The 18,419-nt window shown below is 37.2% G+C and carries 18 protein-coding genes; 5 read left to right on the top strand and 13 right to left on the bottom strand.

Translation table 11 applies throughout. The annotated features are described in order from the left end of the window. Positions 1–20: 20 nt before the first annotated feature. Positions 21–869 carry a M12 family metallopeptidase gene (locus tag EL165_RS12120; RefSeq protein WP_002976740.1) on the bottom strand — a complete coding sequence of 283 codons (849 nt, stop codon included), beginning with the start codon at positions 867–869 and terminating at the stop codon, positions 21–23. A 263-nt stretch (positions 870–1,132) separates the two neighbouring features. Here EL165_RS12120 and EL165_RS12115 point away from each other — a divergent pair, with 263 nt between their 5' ends. From EL165_RS12115 to EL165_RS12105, 3 genes are all read left to right on the top strand, one after another. Continuing rightward, on the top strand, positions 1,133–2,137 hold the full coding sequence (locus EL165_RS12115) for an LLM class flavin-dependent oxidoreductase (RefSeq protein ID WP_002976741.1): 1,005 nt from the start codon (positions 1,133–1,135) through the stop codon (positions 2,135–2,137). A 68-nt stretch (positions 2,138–2,205) separates the two neighbouring features. After that, positions 2,206–3,327: a 3,4-dihydroxy-2-butanone-4-phosphate synthase gene (gene ribB / locus EL165_RS12110; protein WP_002976742.1), complete on the top strand. Its 1,122-nt coding sequence runs from the start codon at positions 2,206–2,208 to the stop codon at positions 3,325–3,327. A gap of 100 nt (positions 3,328–3,427) precedes the next feature. Further along, positions 3,428–4,009 (top strand): Crp/Fnr family transcriptional regulator, encoded by a 582-nt coding sequence (locus EL165_RS12105; RefSeq protein ID WP_002976743.1) that lies wholly within the window; start codon positions 3,428–3,430, stop codon positions 4,007–4,009. A gap of 83 nt (positions 4,010–4,092) precedes the next feature. Here the strand turns inward: EL165_RS12105 and fmt are convergent, their stop codons facing one another. From fmt to folK, 6 genes are all read right to left on the bottom strand, one after another. Then, positions 4,093–5,040 (bottom strand): methionyl-tRNA formyltransferase, encoded by a 948-nt coding sequence (gene fmt / locus EL165_RS12100; protein WP_002976744.1) that lies wholly within the window; start codon positions 5,038–5,040, stop codon positions 4,093–4,095. Positions 5,041–5,280: 240 nt separating this feature from the next. Continuing rightward, positions 5,281–7,188: a RecQ family ATP-dependent DNA helicase gene (locus EL165_RS12095; RefSeq protein WP_002976745.1), complete on the bottom strand. Its 1,908-nt coding sequence runs from the start codon at positions 7,186–7,188 to the stop codon at positions 5,281–5,283. A 78-nt stretch (positions 7,189–7,266) separates the two neighbouring features. Continuing rightward, positions 7,267–8,706, bottom strand: a complete 1,440-nt coding sequence (locus tag EL165_RS12090) for an OmpA family protein (protein ID WP_126358631.1) — start codon at positions 8,704–8,706, stop codon at positions 7,267–7,269. A gap of 208 nt (positions 8,707–8,914) precedes the next feature. Beyond that, positions 8,915–10,441, bottom strand: coding sequence for an OmpA family protein (locus EL165_RS12085; RefSeq protein WP_002976748.1), 1,527 nt, complete (start codon positions 10,439–10,441; stop codon positions 8,915–8,917). Between the two features lie 53 nt (positions 10,442–10,494). After that, positions 10,495–11,610, bottom strand: coding sequence for a hypothetical protein (locus tag EL165_RS12080; RefSeq protein WP_002976749.1), 1,116 nt, complete (start codon positions 11,608–11,610; stop codon positions 10,495–10,497). Between the two features lie 17 nt (positions 11,611–11,627). Continuing rightward, on the bottom strand, positions 11,628–11,942 hold the full coding sequence (gene folK / locus EL165_RS12075; RefSeq protein WP_346724699.1) for a 2-amino-4-hydroxy-6-hydroxymethyldihydropteridine diphosphokinase: 315 nt from the start codon (positions 11,940–11,942) through the stop codon (positions 11,628–11,630). A gap of 121 nt (positions 11,943–12,063) precedes the next feature. On the opposite strand from folK, the gene sppA reads away from it, so the two are divergent. After that, the gene (gene sppA, locus EL165_RS12070) at positions 12,064–13,821 is read left to right on the top strand and encodes a signal peptide peptidase SppA (protein ID WP_002976751.1); all 1,758 of its coding nucleotides are present in this window, start codon (positions 12,064–12,066) and stop codon (positions 13,819–13,821) included. Between the two features lie 76 nt (positions 13,822–13,897). Here sppA and EL165_RS12065 read toward each other — a convergent pair whose 3' ends face one another. The 6 genes from EL165_RS12065 to rpmB all read right to left on the bottom strand — a co-directional run bounded on the left by EL165_RS12065 (position 13,898) and on the right by rpmB (position 16,361). Further along, positions 13,898–14,158: a GlsB/YeaQ/YmgE family stress response membrane protein gene (locus tag EL165_RS12065; RefSeq protein WP_002976752.1), complete on the bottom strand. Its 261-nt coding sequence runs from the start codon at positions 14,156–14,158 to the stop codon at positions 13,898–13,900. 72 nt (positions 14,159–14,230) lie between these two features. Beyond that, a complete protein-coding gene (gene ftsY / locus EL165_RS12060) occupies positions 14,231–15,184 on the bottom strand; it encodes a signal recognition particle-docking protein FtsY (protein WP_002976753.1) in 954 nt (317 codons plus the stop codon). Positions 15,185–15,199: 15 nt separating this feature from the next. After that, positions 15,200–15,667: a RidA family protein gene (locus EL165_RS12055; protein ID WP_002976754.1), complete on the bottom strand. Its 468-nt coding sequence runs from the start codon at positions 15,665–15,667 to the stop codon at positions 15,200–15,202. Positions 15,668–15,756: 89 nt separating this feature from the next. Then, positions 15,757–15,909: a DUF4295 domain-containing protein gene (locus EL165_RS12050; RefSeq protein WP_002976755.1), complete on the bottom strand. Its 153-nt coding sequence runs from the start codon at positions 15,907–15,909 to the stop codon at positions 15,757–15,759. A 20-nt stretch (positions 15,910–15,929) separates the two neighbouring features. After that, complete coding sequence (gene rpmG, locus EL165_RS12045; RefSeq protein ID WP_002976756.1) at positions 15,930–16,112, bottom strand: 50S ribosomal protein L33; 183 nt, start codon at positions 16,110–16,112, stop codon at positions 15,930–15,932. Positions 16,113–16,118: 6 nt separating this feature from the next. Then, entirely contained in the window at positions 16,119–16,361 is a 243-nt protein-coding gene (gene rpmB, locus EL165_RS12040; protein ID WP_002976757.1) for a 50S ribosomal protein L28, read from the bottom strand. Positions 16,362–16,604: 243 nt separating this feature from the next. On the opposite strand from rpmB, the gene EL165_RS12035 reads away from it, so the two are divergent. Then, positions 16,605–18,314, top strand: a complete 1,710-nt coding sequence (locus EL165_RS12035) for a T9SS type A sorting domain-containing protein (RefSeq protein WP_041461394.1) — start codon at positions 16,605–16,607, stop codon at positions 18,312–18,314. Positions 18,315–18,419 lie beyond the last annotated feature (105 nt).

Genomic DNA, 18,419 nt, shown 5'->3' with positions numbered 1-18,419 from the left:
TATGTGAAAATTTTGCAAAACTAAGGATACATAGCATTAATGGTATTGATATCTCCTGTAGTAAAGCCGGTTCTGTTATAAGTGAAATTGCTGTTATCAGCTCTGGTAATCGTTGGTAGCCCGTTTTTAGAGTACGACGTCGGCCAGTACATCATCACAGAATTGATATTAAAAGGGCCGATGTCTGTTCCGGAACTGTAGATATTGAAATTATAAGATTGTCCGTTCTGGATATTGTTCCACAGGATTTTTACATATTGATCCCTGTCTTTACGCGTATGCTCATGATAAAGACCTACTGTATGTCCCATTTCATGAATAACTGATCCCACAGAAATATATTGATCCAGAGAAATCGTTTGTTTTCCTCCCTGATATCCGATATGTGCCCACCCATCTGATCCTGATGAGCTTCCGAATATAAATTCAACATAATTAGACTGATTGGTACGGTAAATCCATTGAGTATTGGTTTTAGTATTATACTCATTAATTGCAGTATTGATTTTGTTTACGTTGATAGAGCCCATATTGCTTGCAATCGTGTAGTAAATCTTACCGTTTGGCCACCTTGAAAAACTGGCTCCGCCTTTATTAAGTTCACTGCCTTCGGATAGCTGTTTATCGGTAAGAACAATATCTCCCTGAAAAAAATTCATTCCGTTTTTTCTTTCATAGGTAATGTCCTGACCGTTCAATTGTCCTTTTTTTACATTGTCAATGTCAAAGGCATTGGTTTGTGCTTCAGATGCAATTTCATCATTATTTTTACTACAAGATGAGAATGTTGCAGCAATAAGAAAAATTATAAGCATAATTTTTCCTGTCAGTATCTGTTTATAAAACAGACTGTTTTGTTTTTTAATCATATTAATATTTTTAAGAATTTGGTATACGAATATAATAAATATATCTCTTTTTGTTGATTTATTTTTCTTAAAATATAATTTTTATTATCATGATTTGAATTTTTAAAATTCTATATATAAAATCAAACAGAAAAGAATTTTATTCCAATAGTTTTTCCCTGAACTGATCAATTGTTTTTATTAATTACAAAAAGTAACTAATGCAGTTTTTATGTTTTAAATTTGCCTTGTTTTTCAGATTAAAGAAAAACTAACATCATAATATGAAAAATTTTGAAATTTCTGTTTTGGACCTTGCCCCGGTAAAGCAAGGAAAAAGCATTCACGATACTTTTCAGGACAGCTTATCATTAGCTAACCACGCTGAAAATTTAAATTACAAAAGATTCTGGCTGGCGGAACATCACAATATGGAAAGCATTGCAAGTTCAGCAACCTCTGTTTTAATAGGTTTCATTGCCAATGGAACGAAAAAAATCAGAGTAGGTTCTGGAGGAATTATGCTTCCCAACCACAGTTCTCTGATTATTGCTGAACAATTCGGAACACTGGAGTCTTTATTTCCGGGCAGAATTGATCTTGGGTTAGGAAGAGCGCCGGGAACAGATGGCTTAACGGCTCAGGCTTTGGGAAGAAATCCAGCCATCATCAATGAACAGTTTCCAAGACAGATTCTTGAGCTTCAAAGATATTTCTCCAAAGAAAATTCTGATGCGATGGTTCGTGCAATACCCGGAGAAGGACTGGATATTCCGCTTTATATTCTGGGATCAAGTACAGACAGTGCCTGGCTGGCTGCGGAACTTGGTCTGCCTTATGCATTTGCAGGACACTTTGCTCCGGAGCAGATGGAAATGGCTTTTAAAATCTACAGAGAGCATTTTGAACCATCAAAATATCTGGATAAGCCTTATATCATTGCCTGCGTAAACGGTGTGGCTGCAGAATCTTCCGAAGAAGCTCACAAGATTTCCACTACTTTATTCCAGGCATTCATCAATATTGTAAGAAACGACAGAAAACCATTTGCCCCGCCGGTAGATGACATGGATGAAATCTGGTCACCAATGGAAAAATCTATGGTTTTACAGAAACTGAGATATACATTTATTGGTGATCAGGCAGAAATTCAGCAAAAGCTTAAAGATTTCCAGGAAAGGTTTGAGGTAGATGAAATGATGATCAATTCACATATCTACGATCATCAGAAAAGATTAAGATCTTATGAGATTTTCAGAGCGGCAGCAGACTCACTATCCAAAGCGTAATAAACCATCCATAATTAATTGGCAGATGCTTATTTTTATGAGTATCTTTGCACAAATAAAAAGTAAAAATGTCCGATATTAAATTAAATACTATTCCAGAGGCTATTGAAGACCTTAGAAATGGTAAAATAATCATAGTAGTAGATGATGAAGACAGAGAAAATGAAGGTGATTTTCTTTGCGCGGCAGAGCTTACAACGCCGGAAATTATCAATTTTATGGCTCTTCACGGAAGAGGGCTGATCTGTATGCCGCTTCCTGAAAAAAGATGTGATGAGCTTGGACTTGAAGTAATGGTAAGCAGAAGCAGCGATCCTAAAGAAACTGCTTTCACAGTATCGGTTGACCTTTTAGGAAACGGAACATCTACCGGAATTTCTGCAGGAGACAGAGCAAAAACAATTTTAGCACTGATGGATGAAAAATCCAAACCTACAGATTTTATGAGACCAGGCCATATTTTCCCGCTTCGTGCAAGAAAAGGAGGCGTATTGAAAAGAGCAGGACATACAGAAGCCGCTATCGATCTTACCAGCTTAGCCGGTTTAAAAGAAGGAGGGGTGATCTGCGAGATCATGAATGAGGATGGTACAATGTCACGTCTGCCTGAACTTCACGCTTTTGCCCAGAAGCATGATATGAAGATCGTTTCTATTGAAGACCTGATCCATTATCAGCTTAAAAAAGGAAATCTTGTGGAAAGAATTGAAGAGAGAAAAGTAAAGACGTTTTACGGAGACTTTGATTTCTATGCTTTCAGAGAAACTTCAAATGAACAGATCCATTTTGCCTTAACAAAAGGCGCCTGGACTGTAGACGAGCCTGTTTTGGTAAGGGTACAGTCATCAGATTCTTATTTTGATGTATTGACAAGATTGAATAACGGTGAGAAGCCATTGCTGGAAAAAGTAACCAATATGGTGAATGAGGCTGGAAAAGGAGCTATTATTTTCATCAACAATGTTTCCAATTCTGAAAATACATTGAGAAAACTTCAGCAGTTCCTGAATTATCAAGACGGGCAGGAACAACATCCTACTTTAGCATACAATTACAGAGATTATGGAATCGGAACGCAGATTTTAAAGAATTTAGGAATCAACAAGTTCAAAGTAATCACTCAAAACCCTAATATTAAGCCTCAGGTTGGAGGTTATGATGTAGAGGTTACTGAGATGGTGCAACTATAGTGAAATGAATAGTCAATAGTGAATTTTTTCACATCAATGGCTGTTTACAATACAAAATATAAGGTTTAGGATTTTCTGAACCTTTTTTTATTTTTAAACCATGACTGAGCCTTTAAAAAAACATATCCGGAGTTATATTGATATTTCAGATGAAAAGCTGGAGAAATATTGCAGTGCTTTCAACCTTAGGAAAATAAAGAAAAAGGAATTTCTTTTAAAAGAAGGTGAGATCTGCGAATTTGAAGGGTTCGTACTGAAGGGCTGCTTTAAAGTTTTTCATACCCATCATAATGCAGCTGAACAGATATTATATTTTGGCATTGAAAACTGGTGGATTTCGGATATTGATAGCTTTGTGAACCGTATTCCTTCAAAGCTTAATATTCAGGCTCTGGAGGACAGTGAGATTCTTCTTATTCCCAAAAAAGAAAAAGAGAAACTGTATGCCGAAATGCCTGAGATTGAAAGATTAATGAGGCTTAAATTTCAAAAATCAATTATAGCATTGCAGCGCAGAATCATTGACAACCTAAGCAAGCCTTCGGATGAACGGTATGTTGAGTTTTTAAAGGATTACCCGCAAATAGCGCACCGTCTTACCAATATTCAGATTGCTGCCTACCTGGGAGTAACGCCTGAATTTATAAGCAGAATCAGAAAGAAAATTGTTAGTAAAGCATAATCTTTCTTTGTATTTAAAATTTAAAAGTCCCGGAAGCTGTAAATACTTCGGGACTTTATTTTGAGTATCTTAAAAGATGTTCTTTAATTCAGAGTGATTCCATCAAAGTTTCGGAAGCCGTTCAGAAAATCTTTTACCATCATTCTCTTTTTACCTTCCAGCTGAAGTTCCAATGGATAATAGATTCCATCCTGTGTATAAATTTTAAATCCGCTCTTTGAGATGTCCAGTGTTCCGGCAGGTTTACCATGATCAGAAAGTTCAAACTTACCTCCGAATATTTTTAAACCTTTTTCTTCGTTTTCGATCTTTAAAGTAGTGAATGCTGCTGGGTAAGGAGACATTCCAAGAATGAACTGGTGAATGGTCTTTGAAGGCTGCTGCCAATTGATCCGGGTATCTTCCTTGAAAATTTTATAAGCATTTTTAGGATGTTCTACCTGTGGCTGAGGCTTCTCCTGAATGACATTTTCTGCAAGCCCATCCAGCGTTTTCACAACAAGCCCTGCACCCATTTCCATCAGTCTGTCGTGAAGGCTTCCGGCATTTTCATCAGGTAAAATTTCTATTTCCTGCTGAAGAAGAATATTCCCTTCGTCAATTTTTTCGTTAATAAAGAAAGTGGTTGCTCCGGTTTTTTCTTCCCCATTGATTACTGCGTAATTGATAGGAGCTGCTCCTCGGTAATCAGGAAGCAATGAAGCATGAAGATTGAAAGTGCCCATTTTTGGCATTTCAAAAAGTACCTTAGGCATCATTCTGAAAGCAACTACTACAAAAACATCAGCATCCAGTTTTCTAAGTTCTTCCAAAAACTCCGGATTTCTCAGCTTTTCCGGCTGAAAAACAGGAATATTGTTTTCTTCTGCATAGATTTTTACCGGTGATTGGTGAATTTTCTGTCCTCGTCCGCTTGCCTTATCAGCAACGGTTACTACACCTACAACCTGATGATGAGATTGATGGATGGCCTCCAGAGAAGTCTTTGCAAACTCGGGAGTCCCTAAAAAAACGACTTTCAATGATTTCATACTGCAAAGATAAGTTTTTGATCTGAGAGTCGGAAGGTTTCAGGTTTGGGGTGGGAGAGTATGCGAATATGAAAGTAGGAGAGTGGAGAGTTTTAGAGTATAAGAGTATAAGAGTATAAGAGTATAAGAGTATAAGAGTATAAGAGTATAAGAGTATAAGAGTTTTAGAGATAGACTGCTAATATGACTACATCATATCATGTCCAGGCATCTTTCTTATTACTCATCACTCATTACTTATTACTCATGATTCAGCGCATACGTTCTGAAGTTCAGCATCCTTACCTTTCCGGAATCTAATAGGAAAATCAGATTTTCCAGAATATTTTCTTTGGAATGATAACTCAGCTGTATAGACAGTTCTTCAATGGTCGCAGACTTTTTGGCTAAAAGATTGATGATTTGCTGGGAAATATTTTTTCCAAAGATAGACTGCTTATTTTTTTCACAGACTGAACATTGACCACAATTTTTTGAATTTTTTTCGCCAAAATAAGCAAGAATAAGTTTCATTTTACAATAGTCATTGTTTTTTACGTAAAATTTCATCTCTTCCCATTTTTGGATTTTGTTCCTTTGAATATGTTCAAATAGTTTCCAGTAAGCATTATTCGCAGCTCTCTCATCACGGGGTTTCAGGAATTTAATACTGGAAAGCGCTCCGTCGATATATTCAAGGTAATTTTTTTGTTGAAGTTCCTTCAGTCGTTCTTTAATCAAAGGAACGCTGATGTTAATTTTATGGCTTACCTGCTGCTCACTGAACATTACTTTATGAGTCGTAATTCCTGATATAGTACGGTAAAGAAGCTCTATAAAATAGGCGTCTTTTTGTGGTAGCTGGTCGATCTCATCCGCTTTAATGAAAAGTTCGAGTGAAGACAGGCTTTTGTTGTCATTGTAGTAGACAATTTCCTGATTATGCAGAAAGTTGAGTACATTGTTGATCTTTGCCTTCGACAGTTTTGTAAAGTTCTGTATGCTGAGGATATTTAACTGAAATGTTTTTTCAGGAAGTTCAAACTCGGCTACCTGAAAAATAGAGTAGAGGTAACTGATAATCTTCAAAAATTCAGCTTTGTTAGGAGTCTGATTTTTTAAAACCTGATCAAAATTCAATAATTCCTGCCTGTTCCAAAGCATAAATGCAAAACTGTCTTTTCCATCTCTTCCTGCTCTTCCGATTTCCTGATAATAGTTTTCCAGGGATGCTGCAGGAGAGTAGTGAATAACAAAACGGACGTTATCTTTGTCAATACCCATTCCAAAGGCATTGGTAGAAATCAGGACATTATTGTCACTGTTGTTCCAAAGATTCTGCTTTGCATTTTTTTCTTTAGTTGTTAAGCCTGCATGAAAATAATCTACGTTTTTCAGCTGATTTTTCTTCAGAAATTCTGCCAGCAGTTCTGCTTCTTTTCTCGTCCTTACGTATACAATTCCGGAGTCGTTGCTGTATTTTAAGATGTCAAAAACACGCTGGAATTTATCAGATACTTCATCAGTAAAGATTTTGATATTTTCTCTTTTGAAACTTTTTTGAAAAACAAATGGATTCTTCAGTTCCAGTTTATTTTTAATTTCTTCCAGCACTTTTGGAGTAGCTGTTGCAGTCAAAGCAAGGCAGGGTATCTCAGGGTTGTTACTTCGAAACCCCTTTATATTCTGATAGCTGGGTCTGAAATCCTGTCCCCATTCCGAAATACAGTGTGCTTCATCCACTGCAATGAAGGATAATTGTATTTCCTCCATATTTTGGATGAACTGTGCATTGGTAAGTCTTTCAGGAGAAACATACAGTAATTTTGTAAGTCCTTCCTTACAACGGCCATAAATTGTTTCAGCGTCATATTCATCCAGCTCAGAGGAAAGGTATTCTGCTTCTATGCCACGGGATTTAAGCTGATTAACCTGGTCTTTCATCAATGCCAGCAGCGGGGAAACTACAAGGCAGGTTCCTTCCTTCAATAGGGCAGGCAGTTGATAACATAAAGATTTTCCTGCTCCTGTGGGTAACAGAACCAGAGTATCTTTTTCATTGATGACGGCATTGATAATTTCTTCCTGAGAATCTCTGAAGTCGGTATAACCCCAGAAATACTTAAGAGTATCATATTTTAGTTTTTGAAAATCCTGCGGAGAAATCATGTTGTAAAAATAAGGAAAGAATCAGGACAAAAAAAGCCACGCATGGCGTGACTTTTATATAATATATTAATAAGTTTATTATTTAGCTTCGAAGTATACTCTTCTGTTGGCTCTGTTTTTCCATTCAGGGCACTTCGTTGCTGGTTCACACTCAGGATATTTAAGGTCTTTTTCACCTTTTCCTATGGCCTGAAGTTTACCTGTCTGAACACCGTTTTTAATCAGATAGTTCTTAACGTTGTTTGCTCTTCTTTCAGATAGTTTCTGGTTGTAAGCGTCAGTACCTCTTGTATCAGTAGCACCGATTACATTGTAAGAACCACTTGAAGAATTAATATAGTTGACAGCATTGTTTAGGATTGGAGTATTTGATGGTAAAATTCTGTCAGAATTTAAGTCAAACTCGATGCCTTCCAATTTAGTTTCTGTCTCTACTACAGGTCCTGTTGTAGCTACAGGACAACCGTTGTTTTCAACAGGTCCCGGAACGGTAACACACTTATCGTAAAGGTCAATTACACCATCAAGGTCTGTGTCAAGAGCAACTCCGGCACCATCCACTCTTGCTCCTGCAGGAGTATCAAGCTGTCTGTCCCAATCGTCACATACCCCGTCGTTATCAGCATCTCCTTTTTTACATACTTCGATATCCTGGTTTTTATTAGCCAATACATCAAGTTTGTAATAGATTTCCTGAAGCGGGTCATGCCACATTAAGTGAGACTCATGTTTTCCAAGTTTTAAAGAAACCCCTAAAGTAGCGTTGAAGAAGTTATCAGAAACCTGCTCAGAACGCTTGTTGATTGCGCTGTAGGCATCACCTCCGCCATCAAACTCATCATCACCGGTTACCACATACATTAATCTACCTTCAATGTCGATTCTTCTGTTCACTTTAAATTTCAGACCTGTACCAGCCTGCATGAACATAGAACCTAATTGGAAAGGTTTAACTTCAGTCATTAGTCGTTGCGGTCCGTTACCTACTTTCTGATATGCTCTGTAGGCAATAGTACCAACACCTGCGTATCCATGAAGAGCCCATCTGTAAGGAGAATGGTTATCAACTCTTCTCAATAGATTAGAGAAGTTGATATCTCCTAAGATTGAGATGGCGTCATACTGAGTTCTGGCTCCTACTGCAGTTGCATCTGGTGCTGTTTTTTTAGTATTGAACCATCCTTGTCTTGTTTCACCTCTGTCATATTGTAGGTTGATTCCGAAAGCATGGGTAATTGCTTTGTCAATACTTACATACGCTGAATATCCAAAAAGGTTTTTACCGTTACCGTTTTTGATAGAGGTTAAATCCGCTGACTGAAGAAGCGGAACACCCACCCCGGCAGAAATTGACCAATCATTAAATCTTTTTGATTGATTGGTGAATGGGGAAACGTTAGCAGATCCCGAAGAAAATGTATTAGGATATTCTCCTTTTGAAACTGCCGTTGAGTCTTGTGCATAGGTAGCAGAAGGAATTGCTAATGCTAATGCAACAATTGCTAAACTTAATTTCATAGTGTTATTTTTTTAAGTTAAGTTATTTTAAATGATTTTTTACGTTAAAAAGCGATTTTGTATTAATTTTTTTCAAAACAAACTTGTTGATTTTTAATGTGTTTCATGCCAGTTGTCCTGAAAATAATGATAAAGGTAGGTAAAAAAATTCGTAGTAGAAAAAAATTAAACCGAAAAGAACAATTCTTTCCGGTTTATGTATTTGAAATTAATTCTTCTTTTTCTTAGCTGGAACTTTTTTTACTGCTTTTTTTACAGGAGTATCTTCATAGTCTTTCTTTTTGATAGAATCCCATTCTGAACTTTCTACAAATCTTACAGTAACTTTTCTGTCTGCCATTCTTTCAGCATCTGAAGCTGATGCAGGAATTGTTGCTTCAGCAGAACCTACACCTCTTGATTTCAGAACATTTTTATTAATACCTCTGCTTTCCAAAGCTCCTACAACAGCCGCCGCTCTTTCTTTAGACAGTCTTAGGTTGTAAGCTGCGTTTCCTTTGATATCTGTATGTCCTGTCAACAGGTAGTTTCCACCATTTTCTTTAATAATTGAAGCTGCAAGATCCAATTTCTCATTAGATTCAGGTCTGATAGTAGCCTTATTGAAATTAAAATAGATATCTTTAAGAGTCTTTTCTACTTCTACAGCAGTTTCTTTATGATCTTTAACAACAGGACAGCCGTTGTTTTCAACAGGTCCCGGAACTGTAACACACTTATCGTAAAGGTCAATTACACCATCAAGGTCTGTGTCAAGAGCAACTCCGGCACCATCCACTCTTGCTCCTGCAGGAGTATCAAGCTGTCTGTCCCAATCGTCACATACCCCGTCGTTATCAGCATCTCCTTTTTTACATACTTCGATATCCTGGTTTTTATTAGCCAAAACATCAAGTTTGTAGTAGATTTCCTGAAGCGGGTCATGCCACATTAAGTGAGACTCATGTTTTCCAAGTTTTAAAGAAACCCCTAAAGTAGCGTTGAAGAAGTTGTCAGAAACCTGCTCAGAGCGCTTGTTGATTGCGCTGTAAGCATCACCTCCGCCATCAAACTCATCATCACCAGTTACCACATACATTAATCTACCTTCAATGTCGATTCTTCTGTTCACTTTAAATTTCAGACCTGTACCAGCCTGCATGAACATAGAACCTAATTGGAAAGGTTTAACTTCAGTCATTAGTCTCTGTTGTCCGTTACCTACTTTCTGATATGCTCTGTAGGCAATAGTACCAATACCTGCATATCCATGAAGAGCCCATCTGTAAGGAGAATGGTTGTCAACTCTTCTCAATAGATTGGAGAAGTTGATATCTCCTAAGATTGAGATGGCGTCATACTGAGTTCTGGCTCCTACTGCAGTTGCATCTGGTGCTGTTTTTTTAGTATTGAACCACCCTTGTCTTGTTTCACCTCTGTCATATTGTAGGTTGATTCCGAAAGCATGGGTAATTGCTTTATCAATACTTACATACGCTGAATATCCAAAAAGGTTTTTACCGTTACCGTTTTTGATAGAGGTTAAATCTGCAGACTGAAGAAGCGGTACGCCCGCACCTACCGAAATAGACCAGTCATTAAATCTCTTGGATTGGTTCGTAAATGGGGAAACATTAGCAGATCCGGAAGAAAATGTATTGGGATATTCTCCTGTCGAAACTGCCGTTGTGTCTTGCGCATAACCAGCCATAGGAATGGCTAAAGCAAATGCAGCAATTGCTAAACTTAATTTCATCGTGTATTTATTATTTGATTTCTTTTTTTGAAAAAAGAATTTTAAGTTTTTGATTATTTAACCGGGCATCCGTTATTTTCAACAGGTCCTGGAACAGTTACACACTTATCATAAAGGTCAATAACTCCGTCAAGGTCCATATCCAAAGCAACTCCGGCGCCATCTACTCTTGCACCTGCAGGAGTATCAAGCTGTCTGTCCCAGTCATCACATACTCCGTCATTATCAGCATCGCCTTTTTCACAAACAACAAGATCGGTAGCTGCATTTTCAAGAACGCTGGTTCTGTAATAAGCTTCCTGAAGCGGATCATGCCATGCCAGGTGAGATAAATGTTTACCTAGTTTGAAAGATACTCCTAAACTTACTGTCCAGGCGTTATCTGATCTTCTAGAGTTTAGCATGTTATATTTTGAACCTGGTGTAGAAGGATCATAATCATTAGGATCAGCCCATCCGCCACCATCAAATTCATCATCACCACTGATGATGTACATGGTTCTTGCTTCAATGTCAATAAGTTTGGAAACATTATATTTTATCCCTAAACCTCCCTGATAGAAGATCGAGTTGATATCAATATCCTGTTTGATAAACAATGGGGTTCTTCTTGGAGTTGTGCTCCATCTGAATTCATCGTTGTCATGTAATGATGTTCTGAATCCCTGTAGACCAATACCCATGTATCCATGGAAAGCCCATCTGTATGGAGAATGGTTGTCTACTCTTCTGAATAAGTTTGAGAAGTTGATATCCCCTAATAAAGAGATATTGTCAAATTGTGTCGTTGCAGTAGCGATTCCTGATTTAACACCTGCAGCACCAGGAAGCTGGGCTGTTTGTTTTGTTTCTCCTCTCATATACATAAGGCTTAGACCAAATGCATGTGTGATTTGTTTGTCTACGCTTACATATGCATTGTATCCCCAATTGGTCTTATCCTTACGGATAGATTTTAAATCGGAGTGTACCATAAATGCAGGACCTCCTCCGACAGAAATAGACCAGTCTCTGAAACGTCTGGCTTTGTTGTCAAAGGGTTGTACATTAGCGGAGCCTGAAGAGAATGTATTAGGATACTCAGTAGAAGAGCTTACTGTAGTAGCATTGCTTTGTGCGAAAGCTGCAATTGGCAATGACGTAGCCAATAATAATAAACCTAATTTCATACAATATGTTTTATGTTTTAAATAAAATCTTTTAATAATACTCTGGAAAAATCCCTTTCAAAAAGATGTTTTTTATGAGGGATTTCTAATCTTTCTGATTTAAAATTTAATTCATTATACTTAATGATATCAATATCTATTATCCTGTCAGTATAGCCTCCGGATACTTTTGAATCATTAATTCTTCCCATTTCAACTTCTATATTCTTAATACAATCAAGCAGTTGAATTGGAGAAAGATCTGTGAATATTACTGTTGCAATATTACAAAAAATATTGGAACTGGCAAACTCTACGGGTTCAGACATTAAATATTCGCTGATTTGTGAAATGTGATTTCCTGCATCGCTGATTCTCTTTAAAGCGAGCTCTACATTTTTTTTTGCTCTCCCAGGTTACTTCCTAGTAACAAAACTACCTTATACTGCGACATATTGGAAAATTGATTGATTTATGAGAAGTTTCTTCAAAAATGTTTTGGCAAATATAGTGGCAATTATCATACTTTGCGCTCTGTTTTTCATCTTTTTCATTATGATGCTTGTATTCAGTGCTATGGGAAATGATAAGTCGGTGGCGGTGAAAAAGAACTCGGTTCTTACGATTAATTTAAAGACCAATATCATTGATAGCCCTACAGAAGAGGAAATGGGATTATTCGGTATAGGAGCTCAAAATAAAAGTATCCTTATCTATGATGCAGTGGAGGCTATTAATAAAGCCAAAACTGATGATAATATTAAAGGGATCAGTATAGAAGCAGATGACCTGAACGCGGGGCTTACCCAAATTGATGATCTTAGAAATGCAATTGAAGATTTCAAGAAAAGCGGAAAATTTGTATATGCGTACGGAAACGGAGTATCACAGTCGGCTTATTATTTAGGATCTGTTGCCGATAAATATTACCTGCATCCGGCAGGAATGATCGAATTAAAAGGTCTTTCTACCGAGGTTACTTTCTTCAAGGATTTTGCTGATAAATACGGTATCGGGATAGAAGTGATCCGTCACGGTAAATTCAAGTCTGCAGTAGAGCCTTTTTTAAGAAATGATATTTCACCCGAAAATAAAGAACAGCTAAGCACTCTTCTGAATGACCTCTGGAAAAACACATCCAATAAAATGGCTGCTTCAAGAAAGATTGATACCGCCCAGTTCCGAACCATTACAGACAGCTTATACGGAATGATTCCTGAGCAAAGCTTACAATATAAACTTGCAGACAAACTGATGCAGAAATCAGAATATGAAAATCTTATCAGGGCAAAATTAAATGTAAAAGAAAAGGAGAAACTGAACAAAATTTCTCTGGCAAGCTATATCAGTTCTTATGCTGATGATGATAAATCAGGTGAAAAGGTAGCTGTACTGTATGCTTCCGGTTCTATCAATAACGGAGATGAGTACAATGATATTCATTCTGAGAAATATGTGAAGTATATTAAGAAACTTCAGGAGGATGATAAGGTGAAAGCGGTTGTTTTCAGAATCAACTCTCCGGGGGGAAGTGCTAATGCTTCAGATGAAATCTTATTTGAATTGCAGCAGCTGAAAAAGAAAAAACCTTTGATTGTTTCTTTCGGTGATTATGCAGCATCAGGAGGATATTATGTAGCCATGGCTGCGGATAAAATTTATTCAGAGCCTAATACACTTACCGGTTCTATCGGAGTTTTCGGGGTAATGCCTTATTATAAAGATATTGCGGCTAAAAACGGAATCCGAGCAGATATTGTTGCAACCAATGCCAACTCTATGTATTATTCAGGTTTAAACGGAGTGACTCCTTATGGCGTTAATATGATGACAAGAAGTGTGGAAGGCACCTATAAGAGGTTTGTACATTTTGTAACTCAGAACAGAAAGAAAACTTTTGAGCAGATCGATAATGTAGGAGGAGGCAGGGTATGGAGTGGTGTTCGTGCCAAAGAGATAGGATTGGTAGATGAACTTGGTACATTAACAGATGCTGTGAAGTTCGCAGCGCAGAAAGCGGGATTAAAATCATATCAGGTAGATGCCTTTCCTAAGAGAATGTCGCCGTTTGAACAAATCTTCAAAGACCTGAATGAGGAAGATGTTTCTGCAAGAATCATTAAAAACAAGATAGGGAAATCCAACTATGAAATTTTACAGCAGATCACAAACAAAAAACTACAGTCTGAGGTGAAAATGGAAATGCCGTATCAGATCAGAATTAACAACTAACTAAATTTATATTGTATACAAAAATCCCGGACCTGAAATTTCAGATCCGGGATTTTATTTTTTATCAGCGTTAATATCAGCTTTTCCTTGTGGCCATTCCGTAAATCCAGAGGATAATTAAAGCACCTCCGATTGAAAGAATCCAGCTTCTCGGATTCCAGAATGAAGTGACATCTCCCCAATGCAGAATGTAAACTCCTATAGCTCCTCCTACAAATGCTCCCAGAATTCCCAGGATAATAGTGATTAACCATCCTCCTCCCTGAGTTCCAGGCATGATCATTTTAGCGATAGCACCTGCAATAAGACCGAATAAGATCCATGTTAGTATTCCCATAGTTGCAAATTTTTTTAGTGTTAATATTTAAAAATGATTTGTTTACTAATATAAGGGAAAACATGATATAAATCATCTTTTCTTGAAGAATGAGTCTACAAATTCCGTACCATTAAAAAGCTGCAGGTCCTGCATTTTTTCACCTACACCTATGTATTTAACCGGAATCTGAAACTGGTCGGAAATACCTATTACAACACCTCCTTTTGCTGTTCCGTCAAGTTTTGTTACTGCTAAAGCGTTTACTTCTGTTGCGGCTGTAAACTGCTTGGCCTGTTCGAATGCATTTTGCCCTGTGGAACCGTCAAGTACCAGTAAGATTTCATGAGGCGCATCAGGAATTACCTTCTGCATAACTCTTTTAATCTTGGAAAGCTCATTCATCAGGTTAATCTTATTGTGAAGCCTTCCTGCGGTATCAATAATTACGACATCTGCATTTTGGGCTACCGCACTTTGTACTGTATCAAATGCTACAGAAGCAGGGTCGGAACCCATTCCCTGTTTCACAATCGGAACATCAACTCTTTCACTCCAGATCGTAAGCTGATCAACAGCCGCCGCTCTAAAGGTATCTGCCGCTCCGAGAACTACTTTTTTACCTTCTGATTTGAACTGGTGGGCAAGCTTTCCGATAGTCGTTGTTTTTCCAACTCCGTTTACTCCTACAACCATAATAACATATGGTTTTTTGGAAGTGTCAATATTTCCTGTACCTGCATGCGGATTTTCAAGCAATAATCCTGAAATTTCTTCACGAAGGATTTTATCCAGTTCGTTTACACCTACATATTTATCTCTGGCAACACGTTCTTCAATTCTTTCAATGATTTTGATAGTGGTAGAGGCGCCAACATCGGAGGCAATCAGTACTTCTTCCAGGTCATCCAGAACCTCATCATCTACTTTGCTTTTACCGACAACGGCTTTCGTCATTTTTTCAAAGAATCCCTGGCTGGACTTTTCCAGTCCTTTGTCTAAGGTTTCTTTTTCTTCTTTTTTGAAAATATTTTTAAACCAACTCATAGTTTCAGTTTATTCTTATTTATTTTTAATCACTGCTGTGGCTTCTACCTCTATAAGCACATCATCTCTGAAAAGTCTGCTCACTTCCACAAGGCTGCTTACAGGAGGATTTTGAAGGTTGACATACAAATCCCTTACTTTTCTGAATTCAGGTGTTTTTTTGATATCTGTGGTATAGATTACCATTTTGATAATATCTTTTCCCGTAGCTCCATACTCATTCAGAATGTTTTCAATATTTCTGAAAACCTGCTGTGTCTGCTCTTCAATAGTATTTCCAACAAGTTTCCCTTCCAGATCCAGAGGCACCTGTCCGGATAACAAAATCATTCTGGAACTTCCGCAGTCAATGCTTACTGACTGTGAGAGCCCTTTTATGTCGAAAACTTTCGGCGAACTTTTATATTCTGCAGGATTCATTTTTTTCTGACTGAATGAAAATAGAAAAGTTGCTGTGCAGGCCAGAACAAGTATCTTTTTCATACTTTACTGATTAATAATCTGGTGCACAAAGATAACAAAAAAACTACCCAAAATATGAGTAGTTTTTTATATTGTAAACAAAGTACCGATTATTTTTTCAAATAACCATCTACTTCATCAGCATTCATTACTTTTTCTTCGAAAACGTAAGCTCCTGATTTAGAAGACTTAACCATTTTCACCACTTTAGTCATCTTTTTAGACTGACCGCTTTGTAGGGTTGCTACTACTTTCTTTGCCATGGTAAGTTATTATTTATAAATTACTTAATTTCTTTGTGAATGGTAGATCTCTTAAGAACAGGATTGTATTTTTTCAATTCCAATCTCTCTGTAGTGTTCTTTTTATTTTTTGTAGAAATGTATCTAGACATTCCTGGCATACCACTTTCTTTGTGCTCTGTGCATTCAAGGATTACTTGAACTCTATTTCCTTTTTTTGCCATGATTTATTAATTCTTTTTAATCAATCCGTTTCTAGTAGCTCTTTCAATAGCTTCCTCGATTCCAATCTTGTTAATCACTCTCAATCCATGAGCTGATACTTTCAGTGTTACGTGCTTATCTTGCTCCGGAAGGTAAAACTTCTTCTCTAATAAGTTAATTTCAAAACGACGCTTCGTTTTGTTATTAGCGTGAGAAACGTTGTTACCAACCATTGCACGCTTTCCTGTTATTTGGCAAATTCTTGACATATCTCGATGTTCTTATTTGTATAATATTTGAGAGTGCAAAATAACGAAGAATTTTTTAGATAGACAAATCTTTTGAAAAATATTTATAAATAAGTGGCTGATTAATAATATTGAATTTTTAAAATAACAGAATCCTTGGGATACAGCAGATAATCAGTGCTGATATATTTCATACAGACTTTTTTTCAGCAAAAGAATTTAATAATTTATCTTTGTTTTTAATTAATCTAAATAAAAATAAATATGAAGAGGATTTATATTTTTTGTTCTATGCTGCCCATATCCCTGATGGCTCAGAATTTTACGGAGATACAAACGGGCATGAATAATTTTTATTATTCAGCGGCTGATGTTGCAGATATAGACAACAACGGGACATTGGATATTGTGGTGAATGGAGCGATAGATTCTGATGGCGATGGGAATGTAGACAGTACCTATAATGAAGTATATCAGAATAATGGAACTACATTACTGCCGTTTACAGGACTGGGAGGAGATGTAACGCATCTGGGAGATATTAAGTTCATTGATTATAATAATGACGGGCTGATGGATATTATTTCCACAGGGCTCAGCTATATGGATGTTGTTAATTATAAACAATACCGGTTCAAAAATACCGGAGCAGGATTTATAAAAGAGGAAGAATTGCCAGGTAAGATTTACGTTTCTCTGGAAGTTTTTGATTTTAATCATGACGGAAAACCTGATTATGCCCTTAATGGAACTCAATATGCGCACGGCGGAGGTTTCGGAAACAGCCTTGATTATTATAAAAACACAGGCAATGATTTTGTCATGACGGAAAACTGGGTGGATGGGACCCAGAATGGAAGTTTTAAAGTAGTAGATCTTAACAATGATAATCTACTGGATCTTGTGATTATCGGGTCGGATATCAATGGAGACGCAGTATCTAAAGTATATATGAATCAAAATGGAATTCTTGTACCTACACAGGAACTTCCTCCCGTAGCCGTAGGAAAAATAGATTTTGCGGACTTTAATGCTGATGGCTTTCAGGATATTGTAATGATTGGAAGAGATATAAATGACGAAGGATATTTTGCTGTTCTGATGAATGACGGAACGGGTACACTGACCCCACAGGTAATTCTGGAGAATGATATTTCAGATATGGCATTAAGTGTCGGGGATTTAAATAATGACGGGTATTACGATTTTATCATTTCAGGAAATAAGAATTACAATGCTGTTGTGAAAACGTATCTGTATAATGTTTCCGATAACCAATTTAATGAGGGAACAGTAACCGGAATTACCGAACTGGGAGGTCCGGGACTGGTGCAGCTTTTTGATTTTAATAATGATCATCACCTGGATATTTTGTTGGGTGGATTTGATTGGTCTGCATCTGATCTGCCTTCACTGACGAAAGTTTTTAAAAATACTTCTACATCAGTCAATGCGAAACCTGCAGCTCCGACTCAATTGAATCTGACCAGAAACGGTAACCGGTTCAATTTTACATGGAGTGGTGCATCAGATGATAAAACCCCGGTGAATGCGCTGCGCTATGAAATTTCGGTAGGTTCTGCAGAGGGTGCCCATGATATTGCCAGATATGTAGTCACAACACCATCATGGTTTCTGGAGCTTGATCCGGCTATTCAGAATGTATACTGGAGCGTAAAATCTATTGATGCCTCAAAGGTGTATTCTGATGCTTCCACACAGAATTTTCTGGGAACAGCAGAAATCAGATCGGAAAAAAAGCTGATGATCTATCCCAACCCTGCATCAGATAAAGTTTATATCAAAGGGGAGAAGGTTTCAGAAGCGGAAATGTATTCAATGGATGGAAGAAAACTTAATATCAGTGTAAATGGAGATCAGTCTGTGGATGTTTCTCATTTACCCAAAGGAGTATATCTATTAAAACTGAAGATAAAAAACGAAATAACCACCAGAAAGCTTACGATTAAGTAATTGAATCAATTCTATCTTCTATCAATGAGAAAAGCCGGACGTCCAGCCGGCTTTTCTCTTTTTTATTGCTCAAAACTTAGGTTGTGTCGTTCGTGTAAAGATTTT

It is taken from the genome of Chryseobacterium gleum (assembly GCF_900636535.1).
GTDB classification, from domain to species: domain Bacteria; phylum Bacteroidota; class Bacteroidia; order Flavobacteriales; family Weeksellaceae; genus Chryseobacterium; species Chryseobacterium gleum.
The sequence above is the reverse complement of the archived record's forward strand: the minus strand, read 5'-3'. Positions and strand labels throughout refer to the sequence as shown.

Coding starts and splice junctions, on each gene's coding strand:
- EL165_RS12115 (WP_002976741.1), top strand. CDS start 1,133: ATGAAAAATTTTGAAATTTCTGTTTTGGACCTTGCCCCGGTAAAGCAA.
- EL165_RS12055 (WP_002976754.1), bottom strand. CDS start 15,667: ATGAAAAAGATACTTGTTCTGGCCTGCACAGCAACTTTTCTATTTTCA.
- EL165_RS12035 (WP_041461394.1), top strand. CDS start 16,605: ATGAAGAGGATTTATATTTTTTGTTCTATGCTGCCCATATCCCTGATG.
- EL165_RS12085 (WP_002976748.1), bottom strand. CDS start 10,441: ATGAAATTAAGTTTAGCAATTGCTGCATTTGCTTTAGCCATTCCTATG.
- EL165_RS12050 (WP_002976755.1), bottom strand. CDS start 15,909: ATGGCAAAGAAAGTAGTAGCAACCCTACAAAGCGGTCAGTCTAAAAAG.
- EL165_RS12080 (WP_002976749.1), bottom strand. CDS start 11,610: ATGAAATTAGGTTTATTATTATTGGCTACGTCATTGCCAATTGCAGCT.
- EL165_RS12095 (WP_002976745.1), bottom strand. CDS start 7,188: ATGATTTCTCCGCAGGATTTTCAAAAACTAAAATATGATACTCTTAAG.
- rpmG (WP_002976756.1), bottom strand. CDS start 16,112: ATGGCAAAAAAAGGAAATAGAGTTCAAGTAATCCTTGAATGCACAGAG.
- fmt (WP_002976744.1), bottom strand. CDS start 5,040: ATGAAATCATTGAAAGTCGTTTTTTTAGGGACTCCCGAGTTTGCAAAG.
- EL165_RS12105 (WP_002976743.1), top strand. CDS start 3,428: ATGACTGAGCCTTTAAAAAAACATATCCGGAGTTATATTGATATTTCA.
- sppA (WP_002976751.1), top strand. CDS start 12,064: ATGAGAAGTTTCTTCAAAAATGTTTTGGCAAATATAGTGGCAATTATC.
- EL165_RS12120 (WP_002976740.1), bottom strand. CDS start 869: ATGATTAAAAAACAAAACAGTCTGTTTTATAAACAGATACTGACAGGA.
- rpmB (WP_002976757.1), bottom strand. CDS start 16,361: ATGTCAAGAATTTGCCAAATAACAGGAAAGCGTGCAATGGTTGGTAAC.
- ribB (WP_002976742.1), top strand. CDS start 2,206: ATGTCCGATATTAAATTAAATACTATTCCAGAGGCTATTGAAGACCTT.
- ftsY (WP_002976753.1), bottom strand. CDS start 15,184: ATGAGTTGGTTTAAAAATATTTTCAAAAAAGAAGAAAAAGAAACCTTA.
- EL165_RS12065 (WP_002976752.1), bottom strand. CDS start 14,158: ATGGGAATACTAACATGGATCTTATTCGGTCTTATTGCAGGTGCTATC.
- EL165_RS12090 (WP_126358631.1), bottom strand. CDS start 8,706: ATGAAATTAAGTTTAGCAATTGTTGCATTAGCATTAGCAATTCCTTCT.